This is a genomic window from Serinicoccus sp. JS2-9, assembly GCF_059025165.1.
Map to the genome: position 1 here is coordinate 2872557 of NZ_CM180091.1, position 18732 is coordinate 2891288.

The following is an 18732-nucleotide window of genomic DNA, read 5'->3' on the forward strand; positions in this document are numbered from 1 at the left end:
CTAGACGCCGGATCCGACAGGGCCAGCCGGTTTCCCCGCGGGCCGGGCCCGGCTGGCGCTCACGACCGAGAGCACCCCCACGACGAGGGCGACGACCATCGTGCCGACGAAGGCGCTGTGCGGGGCGGTGGCATAGAAGAGCCCGAAGACGACCCCCGTGATCGCCAGGGCGAAGGCCCCGGTCAACGCCTCACCGACCTGCAGCGCGCTGGAGTTGCGCCCGATCTCCGCCTCGGGCGAGAGCCGCATCGTCAGCAGCGAGGTGGTCGGGTAGGCGACACCGACCCCCAGGGTGGCCAGCCCGTAGCCGACGATGAGCACCCACCCGGGCCAGGACAGCAGCACCGCCAGGACGAGCAGGCCGGTCAGCACGGCATACCAGAGCACGCCGCCGAGCATGACGCGGTAGCGATCGGTGGCGGCGGGCAGCCGCCCCTGCCACCAGGACCCCAGCGCCCAGGTGACCGAGGCGACGGCGAGCACGCCGCCGGCCTGCGCGGGCCCGTAGCCGTGCTCGTCGCGCAGCAGCAGCGGGAGATAGGCCTCGGCGGCGAGGAAGGAGCCCCCGAGCGCGCCCCGCACCCCGATGACCGAGGGCAGGCCCCGCCCCAGCGCGAGGGTGCCGCGGGGCAGCAGCCGCAGGCTCGCGATGAGCAGGACCAGCAGCGCCATGCCCCCGACGAGCCACTCGACGCCGGCGACGCTGTCGCCGGCCAGGTTGAGCACCCCGACGCTCAGCGCCGCCGCGACGGCCCACAGGATGATTGCGGGCCGCAGGTGGGCCCCCGAGCCACCCTCGGGGCGTCGCGTGGAGCGCAACGCAGGCCGCAGGACCGCCAGGGCGAGCAGGACGGCGGGCGCCACGCCGAGGAAGACCCACCGCCAGGAGAGATGCTCGACGAGGACCCCGGTGAGCAGGGGTCCGGCCAGCCCGGGCAGCACCCAGGCGGCCGCGAGCAGGGAGAAGACCGCGGGGCGCAGGTCGTCCGGCACCCGCTGGGCGATGACGACGTAGATGGCGACCGAGGCCAGTCCCGACCCGAGGCCCTGCCCGGCCCGCCCCGCGACGAAGATCTCCATCGTCGGGGCGAGGCCCGCGACCAGCAGGCTGCCCGCGAAGAGCAGCGCACCGGTGACGACGACCGTCCGAGGGCCACTGCGGTCGGACCACCAGCCGCCGACGATCATGCCGACCACGCTCGCGGCGACGGTCGCGCCGAAGGCCATGTTGTAGAGGTGGTAGCCGGAGAGCGCCTCCGCCACCGTGGGCATCGCCGCGCCGACCGCGATGTATTCGAGCGCGAACATCGCGATGAGGGCGGTGGCGCCGACGGAGGCCGACCGGATGCCCGGGCTGAAGAGACCGAGCGGCGAGGCGTCGGGGCCCGCGGGGTCGCTCGGATGGCGCCGGCGCCGGCGCCGCAGCGTTCTCGACCCCGGCCGGCTGGTCGTCATCGCCACCGCTGCCGGGACTGCAGCACCGCGAGCGCCGCCGGGCCGGCCGTCGAGGTGCGCAGGACCGTCCGGCCCAGGCGCACGGGGCGCGCACCCGCGGCGAGGAGATCATCGAGCTCGTCGCCTGCGATGCCGCCCTCGGGGCCGACGACGAGCAGCACCTCGCCGGTCTCGGGAAGGGCCACGTCGGCGAGCGCCTCGGTCGCCTCCTCGTGGAGCACGAGGGTCAGCGTCGAGGTCGGGGCCGAGACGCGCGCCACCAGCGACCCCCGGTCGACCGGCGCCCCCACGCCCGGGAGGCGCAGGCGTCGGGACTGCTTGGTCGCCGCGAGCACCGTCTGCTCCCACTTGCGCAGCGCCTTGGCCCCCCGCTCGCCGCGCCAGCGCACGACGCTGCGATCAGCCTGCCAGGGCACGACCTCGTCGACATCGAGCTCGGTCGCCGCCTCGATCGCCTGCAGGTCGCGGTCGCCCTTGGCGAGGGCCTGCACGAGCACGAGCCGCGGGTCGGGCGCGGGCGCCGTGTGCCGCCGCAGCACCTCGAGCTCGAGCTCGCCGGGTCGCGCGGCAAGGACCCGGCAGGTGGCCCCTGCCCCCGCCCCGTCGGCGACGAGGACCTCCTCGCCTGGCCCGATCCGCTGCACGGTCGCCGCGTGCCGGCCCTCCGGTCCGTCGAGGACGAGGCGGTCAGCCTCCTGCGCCAGGGTCGCCGCGTCGACGAGGAAGAGCGGCGCCGTCAACGGTCACCGGCCACGCAAGGCGTCCCACAGGCTGTGTTTGCGGCCGCCGGAGCTGCTGCCCATCCGGCCGGTCGGGCGGGACTCCCCCCGGCTCTCAGCCAGCTGGGCGAGCAGACCGCGCTGCTCGTCGGTGAGCTTGGTCGGGACCTTGACGTCCAGGTGGACCACCAGGTCGCCGCGGCCCTGACCGCGCAGGTGGGTGACGCCCTTGCCGTCCAGGGTGATCGTCTCGGCCGGCTGGGTGCCGGAGCGCAGGTCGACCTCGATCGGCCCGTCCAGCGTCTCCACCGGCAGGGTGGCCCCGAGGGCGGCGGCCGTCATCGGCACCTCGAGGGTGCAGTGCAGGTCGTCGCCACGCCGCTGGTACGTGTCGTCGGCCTCGACCGCGATCTCGACGTAGAGGTCGCCAGGCTCCCCGCCAAAGGGGCCGACCTCGCCCTCGCCGCCGAGCGCGATGCGGGTGCCGGAGTCGACGCCGCCGGGGACCTTGAGCGTGAGATCACGCCGGGTGCGCACGCGCCCCTCGCCGGAGCAGTCGAAGCACGGGTGCTCGATGACGTCGCCGTAACCCCGGCACGCCTGGCACGGACGCGAGGTCATCACCTGGCCGAGGAAGGAGCGCTGGACCTGCTGCACCTCCCCGCGACCGCTGCATACCTCGCAGGTGCGGGTGCCGCTACCCGGCTGCGCGCCCGCGCCCGAGCACGTCGTGCAGACCACCGCGGTGTCGATCTGCAGCGTCTCCTCGCCGCCGAAGACGGCGGTGCGCAGGTCGATGTCGAGCTGCACGAGCGCGTCGTGGCCCCGCTGCACGCGCGAGCGCGGCCCCCGGGCGCCCGCCGCGGTCCCGCCGAAGAAGGCGTCCATGATGTCGCTGAAGGTGAAGCCCTGCCCGAAGCCGCCGGTCGCCCCGCCGTAGGGGTCCTGACCGCGGTCGTAGGACGCGCGCTTGGTCTGGTCGCCCAGCACGTCGTAGGCCTGGCTGACCCGCTTGAACTCCGCTTCGGCGTCGGGGCCGGGGTTGACGTCGGGGTGCAGCTGGCGGGCCTTCTTGCGATAGGCCTTCTTGATCTCCTCGGGGGTGGCCTCGCGGGAGACTCCGAGATCGGCGTAGTAGTCGTTCACGTGTGTGCGCGTCCTTGAGGGTCGTGGGCGTGCGTCCGGTCAGTTCTTGGTTCGGTCAACGGCGGGAGGGGCCCGGGTATGCCGTGAGGTGGCTCACCCGTCCAGGATCTCCGCGACATAGTGGGCCACGGCGCGGACGGTGGCCATGGCCTGGGGGTAGTCCATGCGGGTCGGCCCTACGACGCCGAGCCCGCCCGCGGTGCCGTAGGTCGTGGCGACGACCGACGTGGTGCGCAGCGGCTCGTAGGGGTTCTCGGCCCCGATGGCGACCGCGACCGCCTCGCCGTCGAGGGTGGCCATGCTGCCCATGAGCCGCAGCAGCACGACGTGCTCCTCCAGCGCCTCCAGCACCTGCGACAGGGACGTCGGGAAGTCGGTGCCGACGCGGGCCAGGTTGGCCGTCCCGGCCAGCGCGATCCGCTCCTCGGTGCGCTCGTCGGCCGCGTCCGCCAGGGCGTCGACGACGATCTCCGCCAACGCGCGGTCACCCGGGGCGACGCGGTCGCCGAGGGCGGCCAGGCCGGCGGCGATCGTCGAGAGCCGCTCCCCCACCGCGAGCTCGTTGACCAGCGCCCGCAGGTGGGCGACGACGTCGGGCTCGAGGGTGAGGTCGCGAGCCACGTCGACGACGCGCTGCTCGACGCGCCCGGTGTTGACGATGAGCACGATCATGAGCCGGGTGCCGCCGACCGGGACCAGCTCGACGTGCCGGACGGTGGAGCGGGACAGGCTGGGATACTGCATCACCGCGACCTGCTGGGTCAGGCTGGACAGCAGGCGCGTGGTCCGCGTGACGACGTCGTCGAGGTCGACCGCGCCGTCCAGGAAGCGGGCGATCGCCGTGCGCTCGGCCCGGCTCATCGGCTTGATCTGCTGCAGCCGGTCGACGAAGAGGCGGTAGCCCGCGTCCGTCGGCACCCGCCCGGCGCTCGTGTGCGGCGCGCTGATGAGGCCCTCCTCCTCGAGGACCGCCATGTCGTTGCGCACGGTCGCGGCGGAGACCCCGAGCTGGTGCCGCTCGAGGAGGGTCTTGGAGCCGACCGGCTCGGAGGTCCGTACGTAGTCCTGCACGATGGCGCGCAGCACCTCGAGCCTGCGGTCCTCGCTCACGGTCGCCTCCCTCCGGCGTCACTGGCACTCACGGGTATGGAGTGCCAGTCTACGCGAGCGCGAGCGTCGGGGACGGATCCCGCGGGACGGCGGTGGCGGGCGGGCTCGACGGCATACGATGTGCGCCATGAGCGAGCCGCGCATCGAGACCGACAGCATGGGCCAGGTGGAGGTTCCCTCCGACCGCTACTGGGGCGCGCAGACGCAGCGCAGCATCCACAACTTCCCGATCGGGCAGGACACCTTCGTGTGGGGGCGGCCGGTCATCCAGGCGCTGGGCATCCTCAAGAAGGGCGCCGCGCAGGCCAACGCCGAGCTCGGTGAACTGCCCACGGACGTCGCCGACCTCGTGGTGCGCGCGGCGGACGAGGTCATCGCCGGAGACCTCGACGACCACTTCCCGCTCGTCGTCTTCCAGACCGGGTCCGGCACCCAGAGCAACATGAACTCCAACGAGGTCATCTCCAACCGCGCCATCGAGCTGGCCGGCGGGGAGATGGGGAGCAAGACGCCGGTGCACCCCAACGACCACGTCAACCGGGGGCAGAGCAGCAACGACACCTTCCCGACAGCGATGCACATCGCGGTGCTGCTGGAGCTGCGCGACCGGCTGGAGGGCGCGGTGACCACGCTGCGCGACACCCTCGCCGGCAAGGCGGAGGAGTTCTCCGACGTCGTCAAGGTCGGGCGCACCCACCTGCAGGACGCCACCCCGATCACGCTGGGTCAGGAGATCGGCGGCTGGGTGGCGCAGCTCGACTACGCGCTCGGGGAGGTGCGGCACGCGGGTGAGGGGCTGCGTGAGCTCGCGATCGGCGGGACAGCGGTCGGCACGGGACTCAACGCGCACCCGGACTTCGGGGCGCTCGCGGCGCGCAAGATGGGCGAGGAGGCCGGGCTGGAGCTGCGCAGCGCGGAGGACAAGTTCGCCGCGCTGTCGGCCCATGACGCGCTGGTGCAGACCTCCGCTGCGCTGCGGACGCTCGCGGGCGCGCTCATGAAGATGGCCAACGACGTCCGGTGGCTGGCCTCCGGGCCGCGCAACGGGATCGGCGAGCTGACCATCCCGGAGAACGAGCCGGGCAGCTCGATCATGCCCGGCAAGGTCAACCCCACCCAGTCCGAGGCGATGACCATGGTCGCGACCCGGGTCTTCGGCAACGACGCGACCGTCGCCTTCGCCGGCAGCCAGGGCAACTTCCAGCTCAACGTCTTCAAGCCGGTCATGGTGCACGCCGTGCTGGAGAGCATCCGGCTCATCTCGGACGCCTGCCTCGCCTTCGACACCGGCTGCGCCCAGGGGATCGAGCCGCACACCGAGCGGATCCAGGCCAACCTCGCCAGCAACCTCATGCAGGTCACCGCGCTCAACCCGCACATCGGCTACGACAAGGCAGCGGCGATCGCCAAGGCGGCGCACAAGAGCGGCCAGACGCTGCGCGAGGCGGCCCTGGAGAGCGGCCACCTGACCGCCGAGGAGTTCGACGCCTGGGTGGTGCCGCTCGACATGACCCGCCCCCGCACCGTCTGACCCCTCCCGCACCGGACGCGCGTTCGTCGCGCACCGGACGCGCGTTCGTCGCGTCGTGACGTGACGAACGCGCGCTCGGTGCGTGACGAACGCGCGCTCGGTGCACTGGGCGAGCCTCACACGGCACTCCTGTCACAGGCGTTACGGTCGACGGTTGTGAACGATCGCTACGGCTACGGCACGGATGTTCTGGCCACCGACTGGCGCGCCCCGAAGCGCGGCCGGGCCACGGAGGTCGCCGCCGAGCTCGGCCTCGTGGTCGAGGACGTCGACTCCGGCTGGTGCGGCGCGGTCGTGGCCGTCGAGAAGGCGGGGGGTATGCGGGTGGTGCACCTGGAGGACCGGCGCGGGCGGCGCAAGGGCTTCCCGCTCGGGCCCGGTTTCCTGCTCGACGGCAAGCCCGTGATCCTCACGCCGCCCACCGACCGGGAGCAGGCCGCCCGGCTGGCGGAGCACCGTCAGGCCGCCTCCCGGACCGCGAGCGGATCGGTGCGGGTCCACGACCAGCCCGCCCGCACCGCGACCGGCTCCCGGATCTGGGTCGAGGGCAAGCACGACGCGGAGCTGGTGGAGAAGGTCTGGGGAGACGACCTGCGGGTGGAGGGCGTGGTGGTCGAGATGCTGAACGGCGTCGACGACCTGTCGGCCGAGATCCGGAGCTTCGGCCCGACCCGCGACTCCCGGCTCGGCATCCTCGTCGACCACCTCGTGCCCGGCACCAAGGAGAGCCGGATCGTCGCGCAGGCCGCCCGCGTGAGCCCGTGGGTCCGCATCCTGGGGCATCCTTACGTCGACGTCTGGCAGTCGGTGAAGCCGCAGCGGCTCGGGCTGGACGCCTGGCCGGTCATCGAGCGTGGTCGCTCGTGGAAGCACGGCATCCTGGCCGAGCTCGGCTGGCCGCACGCCACCCAGGCCGACGTCGCGCGAGGGTGGCGGCAGATCCTGGCGAGAGTAACGTCATACCGTGACCTGGAACCGACGCTGCTCGCCAGCGTCGAAGAGTTGATCGACTTCGTCACCGTGAAACCCGAGGAGCACTCATGACCCAGACACCCCCTCCCCCGAGCGGCCAGCACGACCCGCAGCAGCGGGGCGACATCCCGCCGGACCCCGCACCCCAGGGCTCCCAGCCGCCCTACGGGCAGCAGCCGCCCCAGGGGTATCAGCAGGGCTACCAGCAGCAGCCGCCCCAGGGCTACCAGCAGAGCTACGGGCAGCAGCAGCCCCAGGGCGACGAGAAGACGATGATGCTGTTGGCGCACCTGTCCGCCCCGATATCCATGCTGCTCTCGGTGGGCTGGGTGCCCTTCCTCGGCCCGCTGCTCATCTGGCTGTTCTACAAGGACAAGTCGCACGCGGTCCGCACCGCGTCGGCCGGCGCCTTCAACTTCAACCTGTCCCTGACCATCGCGAGCGTCGTCACCTGGATCAGCGTGATCATCACGCTCGGGATCGGCTTCCTCTGGGCGATCCCGGTCTGGATCGTGCTCTTCGTCGTGCAGCTCTGGTGCCACATCAAGGGCGCGATCAAGGCCTCCAACGGCGAGGTCTACGACTACCCGTTCCAGATCCGGCTGCTCAGCTAGGCACCCGGCGGGCGGGCGGAGGGCGGCGGCAAAGTTTTTCGCGTTCCCTCTTGCGCACCCGCCCGCGAAGGACTAGACATGTCCCACGCACTCCCCCCAGGGGAGAGCGGGTCGCAAGGCGTGTCGAGGATTCGACTGTCGACCAGCCTCGTGCCGGTCGACGCTCCCGGTGATGCGGGAGCCGAGCCACCGACACCTTGCGCACCGTCCGGCAGCATCACGGCCGGATCGTGGCCCGGTTCGCGGACTCATACTCCGCGAACCGGGCCACATCCATCTGATCAGGCTCAGGCCCTGCTGGCTCATACCCGGCAGGGTCTGCCCTCATTCTCGTGCTCGGAGGTGTCCGGTCCGGGGACCGACGGTGGCGTGTCGGTGAACTGCGTCGGACGGGAGAGGCCTATCTCGTGCGCGGCCGGAGCGGGGACGGCTCCGGTGTCCAGGGCACGACGATCTCCTGCTCGACGGCGCGGACGGCCAGCCCCCGGGCCCGGGTATGCCCGTCCGCGACCATCGCGTCCTCGATCGCCCTCGCCACCTTCTTCGGTTGCGGACTGCCCAGGATCCACCACGCACAGCCGGCCCCGCGCTGTCCGTCCCGCGGCGGGCTGCTCGCCGTGTCGAGGCCGTTCACAGCCACCGAGCGGTAGGCCAAGGGGCCGGTGCCGATCCGGTAGTGCGGGCTGACCTGCGGCATCCCCCGGTGCCGCGAGATGAGCTGACCTCGGCGCAGCAACCGCACCCGCCCCGGGTCAACGCTCGCCCACGGGACGACATACCTCGCGCTGCGCGTGGGACCGTAGCCCAGCACCAGACCGTGCTCGCACACCCGATGCCGTTCGAGGATCCCCGGCAACGCCAGGGTTGAGCAGAGCAGCAGCATGAGGAACAGCACGAAAAACCGGAACCAGAGCGGGTCCTCCGGGACGGCCCACCACTGCCAGGCCACCACCCCGACGGTGATCACGGTCATGACCACCGACGAGATCGGTCCGGGCCAGCAGCGGAAGGTCCGCAGCACCCGACCCATGTCCGCCCCGCGCAGCGGGCCGGCGGACTCACCCATCAGCTCGCCCGGAGGAGTGTGCCGACGAAATCCAGCACTGGCTCGAAGCTCATTCCACGGAACCGGATGAGCCCGTCCTGCTCCTGTCGCGACAGGTAGGTGCCGTCAGGGCCGGAATACAGACCGGAAAAGCGGGTCTGCTCCGGCGTCGCGGATTCCATCCTGCTCAAGGTCACCGCGACGAGCGCCTGGCCCACCGGCTCGAGAATCGGGTCCTGCCCGTCTACCCGCTCACGTGCGCGCAGCGGCGCGCAGCGCCACCGGGTCGCCTCCGAAAAAGCCATACGCAACCCACCGTGTCTCGATCGTGACCCGGGCACTGGAACAGCACCCCTGTCCAGCCCCGTCGAACGCCTCCAAGATAGACCGCGACTGGAGAGGCACCATCCCTAGCCCAGCAGGCGGTGGACGACGGTGTCGGCCAGCAGCCGCCCGCGCAGGGTCAGCACGACCCTCCCCTGCACCGCCGCCCGACCGTCCACCAGCCCGTCGGCGACGAGCCCGGCCACCGCTGCACGACCCGGCGGCTCGAGGTCGCCTAGCGGCAGCCCGTCGGCCAGCCGGACCCCCAGCAGGACGCGTTCGGCAGACCGCTGCTCGTCATCAAGGACCTCGCGCTCGTGCACCGGGCTGAGACCCCGACCCAGCCGGTCGGCGTAGGCGCGCGGATGCTTGACGTTCCACCAGCGGACCCCGCCGACGTGGCTGTGCGCACCGGGCCCGATCCCCCACCAGTCCGCGCCGTCCCAGTAGGCCACGTTGTGCCGGCACCGGTGCTCGGGCGAGCGCGCCCAGTTCGAGATCTCGTACCACCCGTAGCCCGCGGCCGCGAGCAGCTCGTCGGCGAGCTCGTACTTGTCCGCCTCGTCGTCGTCCTCGGGCGCCGACACCTCGCCACGCCGCACCTGCGCGTGCAGCCGGGTGCCCTCCTCGACCACGAGCGCGTAGGCCGAGACGTGGTCGGGCTCCAGCGCGACTGCCGCCTCCAGGCTGGTGCGCCAGTCGGCGAGCGACTCCCCCGGTGTGCCGTAGATGAGGTCCAGGCTGACGCCCATCCCCGCGTCGCGGACGGCGGCGACCGCCCGGGCGACCCCGGCCGGGTCGTGCGTCCGGTCGAGGGTATGCAGCACGCTCGGCACCGCTGACTGCATCCCGAGGCTGACCCGGGTGAACCCGTGGTCGGCCAGCTGCCGTGCCACGGCGGGGGTGATCGTGTCCGGGTTGGCCTCGGTCGTCACCTCCGCGCCGGCGGCCAGCCCGAAGCGCTCCTGCGTCGCGCGGACGAGCCCGCCCAACGCCGACGGAGCCAGCATCGTCGGCGTGCCCCCGCCGACGAAGACGGTCGACACCGGCGGCGGGGCGGCCGGCCCCAGCACCCGGTGGGCCAGCTCGAGCTCGGCGTGGGCCGCGCCGAGGAAGGTCCCCGGGGCCTCGCCGTCGTCGAGCTCGGGCAGGGTGTAGGTGTTGAAGTCGCAGTAGCCGCAGCGGACCCGGCAGAAGGGGACGTGCAGGTAGACCGAGAAGGGGCGCTGCGGCATACCCTCGAGCGCGTGGGGTGGCAGGGAGCCGTCGACGGGCGCGGGGTCGCCCGGGGGAAAGGCGGAGGGCATGAGGCCCAGTCTCCCACCGGCCCACCGACCTCGACCCCCGGGACGTCATGACCCCGTACACCGCCTGGTGAGGGATGCGCGCTAGTGTCGGGAGCGTGCAGCAGCGCCTTCGCGAGTACATCGACAGCCTGCGGGACCAGGGCTACACGGTGCGTGACGACCAGGGGTCCGACCCTGACCTCATCGCGCCCGGGGGGAACGCCGTCGACACCTGGCGGGAGGACTACCCCTACGCCGAGCGGATGACCCGCGACTACTACGAGGTCGAGAAGTGGCTGCTCCAAGTGGAGCTGCTCAAGTTCCAGTACTGGGCCCGCGACAACGGCTCCCGGCACGTGCTCGTCTTCGAGGGTCGCGACGCGGCCGGCAAGGGCGGCTCGATCAAGCGCTTCATGGAGCACCTCAACCCGCGCGGCGCGCGCGTCGTGGCGCTCAACAAGCCGACCGAGGTCGAGGCCGGGCAGTGGTACTTCCAGCGCTACATCCAGCACCTGCCGACGGCCGGGGAACTCGTGCTCTTCGACCGGTCGTGGTACAACCGCGCCGGCGTCGAGCGGGTCATGGGCTTCTGCTCCAACACCGAGTACGAACGCTTCATGGGCCAGGCGCCGCAGTTCGAGAAGATGCTGGTCGAGGCCGGCATCTCGATCACGAAGTTCTGGTTCTCGGTGACCCAGTCCGAGCAGCGCACCCGCTTCGCCATCCGGCAGCTGGACCCGGTCCGCCAGTGGAAGCTCTCGCCGATGGACCTGGAGAGCCTGGATCGCTGGGAGGACTACACCGCGGCCAAGGAGGAGATGTTCCTGCGCACCGACTCCGACTGGGCGCCGTGGGTGACGATCAAGAGCAACGACAAGAAGCGGGCCCGGATCAACGCGATGCGGCACTTCCTGTCACAGTTCGACTACGACGGCAAGGACCACGACGTCGTGCTGCGCCCTGACCCGCGGCTGGTCAAGCGGGCCGAGGACAGCGCCGGCGACTGAGCGAGGCTCAGGTCCGCGCGTAGGCCAGGTCCGCGATGTCGCGGCCCGCCTCGATGCCGCGTCGCTCGAAGCGGGTCATCGGCCGCAGCGGCGCCCGCTCGGTGGACACCAGCTGCCACGCGGGATGCGCGCCCAGCACCGACCGCACGTGGTCGGCGTAGTCGGCCCAGTCCGTCGCCAGCCGCCACAGCCCTCCGGGCTCCACGAGGTCGGCGACCGTGCCGGCGAAGTCCGGGGCGACCAGCCGCCGCTTGTGGTGCTTGGTCTTGGGCCAGGGGTCGGGGAAGAAGGTCCACACCTCGTGCACGCTCCCCGGGGGAAGCAGGGTCTGCAGCGCGAGCGCGGCGTCGGCCTCGACGAAGCGGACGTTGCACAGCGGGGACTCCCCCATCTTGGCCAGCGCGTGCCCGATGCCCGGTCGCCAGACCTCGAAGGCGAGGACGTCCCACTCCGGGCGCTGCGTCGCGCCGTGCAGCAGCGCGTCACCCGACCCCGACCCGATCTCGACCACGAGGGGCGCGCGCCGCCCGAAGACCTGCGCCGGGTCGATCCGGTATGCCGGGTCCACCGCGGTCGACCCGTCCGCCCCGTGCGGGCGCGGGACGTCGAGGACGAGGGTGTCGGCATACCGGTCCCAGGCGGCCTGGTGCGAGTCCTTGAGCATCCGGCCCCCGCGCCGGGTGAAGGAGCGGGTGCGGGCCAGCGGCCGGGGGCCGACGGCGGGGTGGCCGAGCGCGAGGTGCCCCGGCGGGGCCGCGGCACCGGCAGCGCGGTCGTCCGGAGGAGTGGCCGCGTCCGGCCCCGGACGCTCCCCCGACGCCTCGTCCGCCGGGCTCACTTCTTGGACTTCGCGGTCTCGGCGCCGCTCCCGTCCTGGGAGAGCGCCGCGATGAAGGCCTCTTGCGGCACCTCGACGGAGCCGACCATCTTCATCCGCTTCTTGCCCTCCTTCTGCTTCTCCAGCAGCTTGCGCTTGCGGCTGATGTCACCGCCGTAGCACTTGGCGAGCACGTCCTTGCGGATCGCCCGGATCGTCTCGCGGGCGATGACCCGCGAGCCGATGGCCGCCTGGACCGGCACCTCGAACTGCTGGCGAGGGATGAGCTCCTTGAGCTTGCCGGCCATCTGCACGCCGTAGGCGTAGGCCTTGTCCCGGTGCACGATCGCGCTGAACGCGTCGACGGTGTCGCCCTGGAGCAGGATGTCGACCTTGACCAGGTCGGCGTCCTGCTCGCCGTCGGGCTCGTAGTCGAGCGAGGCATACCCCTTGGTGCGCGACTTCAGCGCGTCGAAGAAGTCGAAGACGATCTCGGCCAGCGGCAGGGTGTAGCGCAGCTCGACCCGCTCGGGCGAGAGGTAGTCCATGCCGCGCAGCGTGCCGCGCCGGCTCTGGCACAGCTCCATGATCGCGCCGATGAACTCGCTCGGCGCCAGGATCGTGCCCCGGACCACCGGCTCGGTGATCGAGGCGATCTTGCCAGCGGGGAACTCGCTGGGGTTGGTGACCTCGAACGTGGCTCCGTCGTCGAGCGTGACGTCGTAGGACACGTTGGGCAGCGTCGAGATGAGGTCGAGGTTGAACTCCCGCTCCAGCCGCTCCCGCACGATCTCCAGGTGCAGCATGCCGAGGAAGCCGACGCGGAAGCCGAAGCCCAGCGCGCCGGAGGTCTCCGGCTCGTAGACCAGCGCCGCGTCGTTGAGCTTGAGCTTGTCCAGGGCGTCGCGCAGGATCGGGTAGTCCGAGCCGTCGATCGGGTAGAGCCCGGAGAAGACCATCGGCTTGGGATCCTGGTAACCGCCCAGCGGCGAGGCGGCCATCCGCCGCTCCCCCGTCACGGTGTCACCGACCTTGGACTGCCGCACGTCCTTCACGCCCGTGATGAGGTAGCCCACCTCACCCACGCCCAGGCCCTGCGACGGCGCCGGCTCCGGGCTGATGACCCCGATCTCGAGCAGCTCGTGGGTGGCCTTGGTCGACATCATCGCGATCCGCTCGCGCGGGGACAGGCTGCCGTCGACGACCCGGACGTAGGTCACCACGCCGCGGTAGGTGTCGTAGACCGAGTCGAAGATCATCGCCCGCGCGGGCGCCCCGGGGTCGCCGACCGGCGCCGGGATCTCGTCGACGATGCGGTCCAGCAGCTCCGGGACCCCCTCGCCCGTCTTACCCGAGACGCGCAGCACATCGCCCGGGTCGCACCCGATGAGACCGGCCAGCTCCTCGGCATACTTCTCCGGCTGCGCCGACGGCAGGTCGATCTTGTTGAGCACCGGGATGATCGTGAGGTCGTTCTCCATCGCCAGATAGAGGTTGGCCAGCGTCTGGGCCTCGATCCCCTGCGCCGCGTCGACGAGCAGCACCGCGCCCTCGCACGCCGCCAGGCTCCGGCTCACCTCGTAGGTGAAGTCGACGTGGCCGGGGGTGTCGATCATGTTCAGCACATAAGTGCGGGGGGCTGCGCCCCCCGCAGGCCCCCCACCGCCTGGTGCTCGCTGCGCTCGCTCGTCCTTCTGCTCTGGGCGATCAAGCTCCTCCGTCGCGATCGTCCAGGGCATCCGCACCGCCTGGCTCTTGATGGTGATGCCGCGCTCGCGCTCGATGTCCATGCGGTCGAGGTACTGGTCGCGCATCGCGCGCTGGTCGACCACGCCGGTGACCTGCAGCATCCGGTCGGCCAGGGTCGACTTGCCGTGGTCGATGTGGGCGATGATGCAGAAGTTGCGGATGACCTCCGACGCGGTGGCGGCGGGCGCGGGCACCTGGTCAGGACGGGCGAGCGGAGACACGCTGGGGGAGCACCTCAGGATCGGGGTAGGCGGAACGGTCGGGCGGAGTGCGTCCGACCAGTGTCCCATGCCTCCCGGTGGGTCAGGCCGACCTCGGCAGCGTGGCTCCTGCCGGACACGATCCGCCCGCCGCGAGGAGCGCGCGGCGGGCGGATCGTCCTGCGTCGTCAGCCCTGCGGCATGAGCACCGTGTCGATGAGGTAGACCGTGGCGTTCGCCGTCTGGACGCCGCCACAGATGACGGCGGCCTCGTTGACCATGAGCTCGTCGCCCATGCCGCTCACCTCGACCGTCTCGCCCTGCACCGTCGTCTGCTCACCGACGACCTGCTCGGGGTCGAGCTGGCCGGGCACCACGTGGTAGGTGAGGATCGAGCTGAGCAGGTCGGCGTCCTCACCGAGGGTGGCCATCGTCTCCTCGTCGATCGCCTCGAACGCCTCGTCGACCGGGGCGAAGACGGTGAACTCGTCACCGTTGAGGGTGTCGACCAGGTCGACGTCCGGGTTGACCTCGCCGGAGACCGCGGCGGTGAGCTGGGTCAGCAGCGGGTTGTTGCTGGCAGCCACCGCGACCGGGTCAGCCGCCATGCCCTCGACCGAGCCGGCGCCGTCGGGCACCTGCTCGGCGTAGTCGGCACAGCCCGGGCCCACCAGGTCCGCCGCCGGGTCGCCCATCTCGTCGGTGGCCATCTCGTCGTCGGCCATGTCCTCGGACTCCATGTCCTCGTCGGCCATGTCCTCAGAGGTCTCGTCATCGGTCATGTCCTCAGCCGCACTCTCGGCGGCGCTGCCCGCTTCGGACGCGGTCTCCTCGGCCTCGCCGCCACAGGCGGACAGGGCGAGGGCAGAGGCCATCGAGAGGGCGAAGATTCCCTTGGAGATACGCATGTTGCTTCCTTTCTGAAGGGTGTGGCTACTCACGCGACGGTGACCGTCACGCTGTGCCACCCGGTCGACCCGTCGGGAGCGATGGGCTCCCGGCGGGAGGTCTGCACACGGCCCGAGCGATCGGTCGCCCGCACCTCGAGCCGGTGGGTGCCCGGCTCTGCCGCCCAGACATAGCGCCAGGCGCGCCAGGTCTGGTCGGAGTCCTCGACGCCGAGCTCGGCGTCCTGCCAGGGGCCACCGTCGGCCCGCACCTGGACCCGCTCGATCCCGATGGTCTGGGCCCAGGCCATCCCCGCGACAGCGACGTCGCCGGCCTCCAGCCGGGCGAACGACCCGGGCACGTCGATGCGGGACGACATCTTGATCGGCGCGCGCTCGGCATACCCCCGCGGCGTCCAGTAGGCGGAGAAGTCGGCGAAACGGGTGACCTCGAGCTCGGTCAACCACTTCGTCGCCGACACGTAGCCGTAGAGACCCGGGGTGACCATGCGCACGGGGAAGCCGTGCTCGGGGGTCAATGGGGCGCCGTTCATCCCCACGACGATCAGCGCGTCGCGGCCGTCGGTGAGGGCCGACAGGGGGGTCCCGGCGGTGAAACCGTCCACGCTGCGGGACCGGACCGCGTCGGCGCCCGCACGCACCCCTGCCTCGGCCAGCAACGTCTTCGTGGGGATGCCGGTCCAGGTGGCGTTGCCGAGCAGGTCTCCGCCCACCTCGTTGCTGACGCACGTCAGGGTGATGCGCCGCTCGACGAGGTCCCGCTCCAGCAGCTCGGCGTAGGTCAGGTGCAGGGGCCGGTCCACCAGCCCGGTGATCCGCAGCGCGTAGTCCTCGATCGAGACCGTCGGGAGCGCGAGAGCGGTGTCCACGCGATAGAAGTCCGAGGTTGGCGTGAGGTATGACGTCAGGCCGGCGACGTCGAAACTCACCCCTGCCGGGACGGCGGGGGCCGGGGAGCGCGGGGTGGGCAGGGCCACCGGGGTGGCGCTCGAGCTGCCGCCGGCGAGCCCGCGCACGGCACCACCAGCGGCGGCGAGGGTGGCCAGCGCCGACGCGGCCACGAGGAAGGAACGCCGGTCACCGCGCTCGGCCGAGTCGAGACGACCGCGACGAGCCGTGGCGACCAGGGCCACGGCGCCACCGACCCCGGCAGCTGCCATCGCTGCCACGACGGCGAGCACCGCACCGAGGCGGCCGCCCGCCGCCGGGTCGGTCAGCAGGGCAGCCCCCGCCACCGCCACCAGGCCGGCGATCCCCAGCGGCAGGGCGGCGGGCTGGCGTGCACCCGTCCAGCCGAGGAGTGCCAGGGCCAGGGCGAGCACCGCGATGACCCCGCCCACCAGCAGCGCCTTATCGGAGGCTCCGAAGGTCGAGACCGCCCACTCCTTCACGGGGCGAGGAGTCCGGTCGACGACCCGGTTGCCCACGGCGACGACCGGTCCCGGCACCCCCACGAGTCGCGCGACGCCCTCCCCGATGAGCACGCCGGCACCGCCGGCGAGCAGCCCCGAGAGGGGGCGAAGAGCCACCGGCAGGGTGCGGCGGGCGGGCGAGGACGTCATACCCCGTCTTCGGGAGCCGACACCCTCCTGGACGTGTGATCTATTTCACATGGCGTCGCGGCGTCGCGGCGGCCCTCGCCTCAGGACGGCGTGAACTTCACGAAGGCGCGCAGTCGCCCGTCCCCGTGGTCCCGGATCTCGGCCCACCCGATCGACTCGTAGAACGAGCGCTGACGCGGCTCGTCATCGGTGAGCAGGACCTGCTGGCGGCAGTGCTGGAACGGCCCGAGCGCGGCGTCCACCAGCGACCGGCCCACCCCCTCGCGCTGCAGCTCGGGACGGACCAGGACGTCCTGCAGATAGGCGATGCTCACGCCGTCGGAGATGACCCGCGCCAGGCCCAGCAGCTCCCCGCCGTAGCGCGCCGTCACGACCCTGGTGGACCCGGCGATCGCGGCACTCAGGGCCGCCGGGTCCGTCGTGTAGGCGCTCCACCCGACGGCGTCGTAGAGCCCGACGAGCTCCTCCTGGGTCGGGACGTCCTCGCCGATGACGATCTCGTGTCCAGCCACGCACCCGAGCCTAGGTGAGCCCCCACGTCGCCGCTCAGCGGGCGCGACGCCCCTCTTTGCCCCGTAGATATCTTGACGTCGAGACGATAGGGTGTCTTCCATTGAGCGGAATACTGATTCCTTGTGACGGAACTTGAGGAGTGGCCATGGCGAGCACCGACCCGACCATCACCCTGGACCTGCCCGACGGAGTGGAGGTGACCGGCGCGCTCCGGCCGGGCTACGAGCAGATCCTCACCCGGCCCGCCCTGGACCTGATCGCCACCCTCCACCGCGCCCTGGAGTCGACCCGCCAGGACCGCCTCGCGGCTCGTGCCGAGGTCGTCGGGGCGGTCGCCGACGGCGAGGACCTGGACTTCCTGCCCGAGACCGCGCAGGTCCGCGCCGACGACACCTGGCGGGTCGCCGACCCGGCGCCGGGTCTGGTCGACCGCCGCGTCGAGATGACCGGCCCCACCGACCGCAAGATGACGATCAACGCGATGAACTCCGGGGCCAGGGTGTGGCTGGCCGACCACGAGGACGCCAACACCCCGCTGTGGGAGAACGTCGTCGAGGGTCAGATCAACCTCCGTGACGCGATCAGCGGCACGATCTGCTTCACCTCCCCCGAGGGCAAGGAGTATGCCCTCGCCACCACCGACCAGCAGCAGCTCCCCACCATCGTCATGCGCCCGCGCGGGTGGCACCTGGACGAGAAGCACATCACGGTCGACGGGCAGCGGGTCGCGGGAGGCCTGGTGGACGTCGCACTCTACTTGTGCGCCAGCGCCCAGCTGCAGCTGGACGCCGGCAAGGGTCCCTACTTCTACCTGCCCAAGATGGAGCACCACCTCGAGGCCCGCCTCTGGAACGACGCCTTCGTCCTCGCCCAGGACGCGCTCGGCATACCGCAGGGCACGATCCGCGCCACCTGCCTCATCGAGACCTATCCCGCGGCCTTCCAGATGGAGGAAATCCTCTACGAGCTGCGCGAGCACTCGGCCGGGCTCAACGCGGGGCGCTGGGACTACCTCTTCAGCGTCATCAAGACCTATCGCACCCGGGGAGCCGACTTCGTCCTGCCCGACCGGGCCGCCGTCACCATGACCGCCCCGTTCATGCGGGCCTACACCGAGCTGCTGGTGCGGACCTGCCACCGACGCGGCGCGCACGCCATCGGTGGCATGTCGGCCTTCGTCCCGGCCAAGGACGAGGAGGTCAACGCCGCGGCCTACGAGAAGGTCCGGACCGACAAGGAGCGGGAGGCGCGTGACGGCTTCGACGGGTCGTGGGTCGCCCACCCGGCGATGGTGCCCACCTGCCGGGAGGTCTTCGACGCCGTGCTCGGTGACCGGCCGAACCAGCTCGACCGCACCCGTGAGGACGTCCAGGTCCGCGCCGCCGACCTGCTGGACGTCGCCTCCACCCCCGGCGAGGTCACCGAGCAGGGGCTGAAGGCCAACATCGAGGTGGCCATCGCCTACCTCTCGGTCTGGCTCACCGGCCGCGGCGCCGTGGCCATCCACAATCTCATGGAGGACGCCGCCACGGCGGAGATCAGCCGCAGCCAGGTGTGGCAGTGGCTGCACCAGGGCATCACCCTGGACGACACCGGGGAGAAGGTCACCCCCGAGCTCGTCCGAAAGCTCACCGACCAGGTCCTGGAGGAGCTGCCCGGTGGCGCGGACGAGCACCGCGCGGCGACCGAGCTCTTCCTGCAGGTGGCCGTCGCCGAGGAGTTCGCCGACTTCCTCACCGTGCCGGCCTACGAGACCATGCCCTGAGTCCGTCCG

The 18732-nt window shown here is 71.8% G+C and carries 17 protein-coding genes; 5 read left to right on the plus strand and 12 right to left on the minus strand.

The window, feature by feature from the left end; translation table 11 throughout:
* From AC5PYY_RS13895 to hrcA, 4 genes are all read right to left on the minus strand, one after another.
* Positions 1-1455, minus strand: coding sequence for an MFS transporter (locus AC5PYY_RS13895; protein WP_493897393.1), 1455 nt, complete (start codon positions 1453-1455; stop codon positions 1-3).
* Positions 1452-2195: a 16S rRNA (uracil(1498)-N(3))-methyltransferase gene (locus AC5PYY_RS13900; RefSeq protein ID WP_493897394.1), complete on the minus strand. Its 744-nt coding sequence runs from the start codon at positions 2193-2195 to the stop codon at positions 1452-1454. Before AC5PYY_RS13900 ends, AC5PYY_RS13895 begins: the two co-directional genes overlap by 4 nt.
* Before the next feature lie 3 nt (positions 2196-2198).
* Positions 2199-3320: a molecular chaperone DnaJ gene (dnaJ, locus tag AC5PYY_RS13905; RefSeq protein ID WP_493897395.1), complete on the minus strand. Its 1122-nt coding sequence runs from the start codon at positions 3318-3320 to the stop codon at positions 2199-2201.
* A 93-nt stretch (positions 3321-3413) separates the two neighbouring features.
* Positions 3414-4430 carry a heat-inducible transcriptional repressor HrcA gene (gene hrcA, locus AC5PYY_RS13910; protein ID WP_493897396.1) on the minus strand — a complete coding sequence of 339 codons (1017 nt, stop codon included), beginning with the start codon at positions 4428-4430 and terminating at the stop codon, positions 3414-3416.
* 127 nt (positions 4431-4557) lie between these two features.
* Between hrcA and fumC the strand changes: the two genes are divergently transcribed.
* The 3 genes from fumC (at position 4558) to AC5PYY_RS13925 (ending at position 7547) form a co-directional block, all read left to right on the plus strand.
* Complete coding sequence (gene fumC, locus AC5PYY_RS13915) at positions 4558-5961, plus strand: class II fumarate hydratase (protein ID WP_493897397.1); 1404 nt, start codon at positions 4558-4560, stop codon at positions 5959-5961.
* A 156-nt stretch (positions 5962-6117) separates the two neighbouring features.
* Positions 6118-7005, plus strand: coding sequence for a DUF3097 domain-containing protein (locus AC5PYY_RS13920; protein WP_493897398.1), 888 nt, complete (start codon positions 6118-6120; stop codon positions 7003-7005).
* A complete protein-coding gene (locus AC5PYY_RS13925; protein WP_493897399.1) occupies positions 7002-7547 on the plus strand; it encodes a DUF4870 domain-containing protein in 546 nt (181 codons plus the stop codon). The genes AC5PYY_RS13920 and AC5PYY_RS13925 overlap by 4 nt, the downstream gene beginning before the upstream one ends.
* Positions 7548-7947: 400 nt before the next feature.
* On the opposite strand, the gene AC5PYY_RS13930 is transcribed toward AC5PYY_RS13925, so the two are convergent.
* The 3 genes from AC5PYY_RS13930 to hemW all read right to left on the minus strand — a co-directional run bounded on the left by AC5PYY_RS13930 (position 7948) and on the right by hemW (position 10223).
* Positions 7948-8613: a hypothetical protein gene (locus AC5PYY_RS13930; protein ID WP_493897400.1), complete on the minus strand. Its 666-nt coding sequence runs from the start codon at positions 8611-8613 to the stop codon at positions 7948-7950.
* Entirely contained in the window at positions 8613-8897 is a 285-nt protein-coding gene (locus AC5PYY_RS13935; protein WP_493897401.1) for a hypothetical protein, read from the minus strand. The genes AC5PYY_RS13930 and AC5PYY_RS13935 overlap by 1 nt, the downstream gene beginning before the upstream one ends.
* Before the next feature lie 105 nt (positions 8898-9002).
* Positions 9003-10223, minus strand: coding sequence for a radical SAM family heme chaperone HemW (gene hemW / locus AC5PYY_RS13940; RefSeq protein WP_493897402.1), 1221 nt, complete (start codon positions 10221-10223; stop codon positions 9003-9005).
* A 74-nt stretch (positions 10224-10297) separates the two neighbouring features.
* Here hemW and ppk2 point away from each other — a divergent pair, with 74 nt between their 5' ends.
* Positions 10298-11209, plus strand: a complete 912-nt coding sequence (gene ppk2 / locus AC5PYY_RS13945) for a polyphosphate kinase 2 (protein WP_493897403.1) — start codon at positions 10298-10300, stop codon at positions 11207-11209.
* 7 nt (positions 11210-11216) lie between these two features.
* On the opposite strand, the gene trmB is transcribed toward ppk2, so the two are convergent.
* From trmB to AC5PYY_RS13970, 5 genes are all read right to left on the minus strand, one after another.
* A complete protein-coding gene (gene trmB / locus AC5PYY_RS13950) occupies positions 11217-12047 on the minus strand; it encodes a tRNA (guanosine(46)-N7)-methyltransferase TrmB (RefSeq protein ID WP_493897404.1) in 831 nt (276 codons plus the stop codon).
* Positions 12044-13969 carry a translation elongation factor 4 gene (gene lepA / locus AC5PYY_RS13955; protein ID WP_493897405.1) on the minus strand — a complete coding sequence of 642 codons (1926 nt, stop codon included), beginning with the start codon at positions 13967-13969 and terminating at the stop codon, positions 12044-12046. Before lepA ends, trmB begins: the two co-directional genes overlap by 4 nt.
* Before the next feature lie 194 nt (positions 13970-14163).
* Complete coding sequence (locus AC5PYY_RS13960; RefSeq protein WP_493897406.1) at positions 14164-14883, minus strand: fasciclin domain-containing protein; 720 nt, start codon at positions 14881-14883, stop codon at positions 14164-14166.
* Positions 14884-14912: 29 nt separating this feature from the next.
* Positions 14913-16445, minus strand: a complete 1533-nt coding sequence (locus AC5PYY_RS13965) for a molybdopterin-dependent oxidoreductase (RefSeq protein WP_493897407.1) — start codon at positions 16443-16445, stop codon at positions 14913-14915.
* Positions 16446-16525: 80 nt separating this feature from the next.
* On the minus strand, positions 16526-16957 hold the full coding sequence (locus AC5PYY_RS13970; protein ID WP_493897408.1) for a GNAT family N-acetyltransferase: 432 nt from the start codon (positions 16955-16957) through the stop codon (positions 16526-16528).
* Positions 16958-17103: 146 nt separating this feature from the next.
* On the opposite strand from AC5PYY_RS13970, the gene aceB reads away from it, so the two are divergent.
* A complete protein-coding gene (aceB, locus tag AC5PYY_RS13975; protein ID WP_493897409.1) occupies positions 17104-18723 on the plus strand; it encodes a malate synthase A in 1620 nt (539 codons plus the stop codon).
* The last annotated feature ends 9 nt before the right edge of the window (positions 18724-18732 follow it).

What these genes read in the sequence shown, in the direction of transcription:
- hemW (WP_493897402.1), bottom strand. Translation starts at nt 10,223, where the DNA reads ATGCCCTCCGCCTTTCCCCCGGGCGACCCCGCGCCCGTCGACGGCTCC.
- aceB (WP_493897409.1), top strand. Translation starts at nt 17,104, where the DNA reads ATGGCGAGCACCGACCCGACCATCACCCTGGACCTGCCCGACGGAGTG.
- AC5PYY_RS13895 (WP_493897393.1), bottom strand. Translation starts at nt 1,455, where the DNA reads ATGACGACCAGCCGGCCGGGGTCGAGAACGCTGCGGCGCCGGCGCCGG.
- AC5PYY_RS13930 (WP_493897400.1), bottom strand. Translation starts at nt 8,613, where the DNA reads ATGGGTGAGTCCGCCGGCCCGCTGCGCGGGGCGGACATGGGTCGGGTG.
- AC5PYY_RS13925 (WP_493897399.1), top strand. Translation starts at nt 7,002, where the DNA reads ATGACCCAGACACCCCCTCCCCCGAGCGGCCAGCACGACCCGCAGCAG.
- AC5PYY_RS13965 (WP_493897407.1), bottom strand. Translation starts at nt 16,445, where the DNA reads ATGACGTCCTCGCCCGCCCGCCGCACCCTGCCGGTGGCTCTTCGCCCC.
- ppk2 (WP_493897403.1), top strand. Translation starts at nt 10,298, where the DNA reads ATGCGCGCTAGTGTCGGGAGCGTGCAGCAGCGCCTTCGCGAGTACATC.
- AC5PYY_RS13960 (WP_493897406.1), bottom strand. Translation starts at nt 14,883, where the DNA reads ATGCGTATCTCCAAGGGAATCTTCGCCCTCTCGATGGCCTCTGCCCTC.
- fumC (WP_493897397.1), top strand. Translation starts at nt 4,558, where the DNA reads ATGAGCGAGCCGCGCATCGAGACCGACAGCATGGGCCAGGTGGAGGTT.
- AC5PYY_RS13935 (WP_493897401.1), bottom strand. Translation starts at nt 8,897, where the DNA reads ATGGCTTTTTCGGAGGCGACCCGGTGGCGCTGCGCGCCGCTGCGCGCA.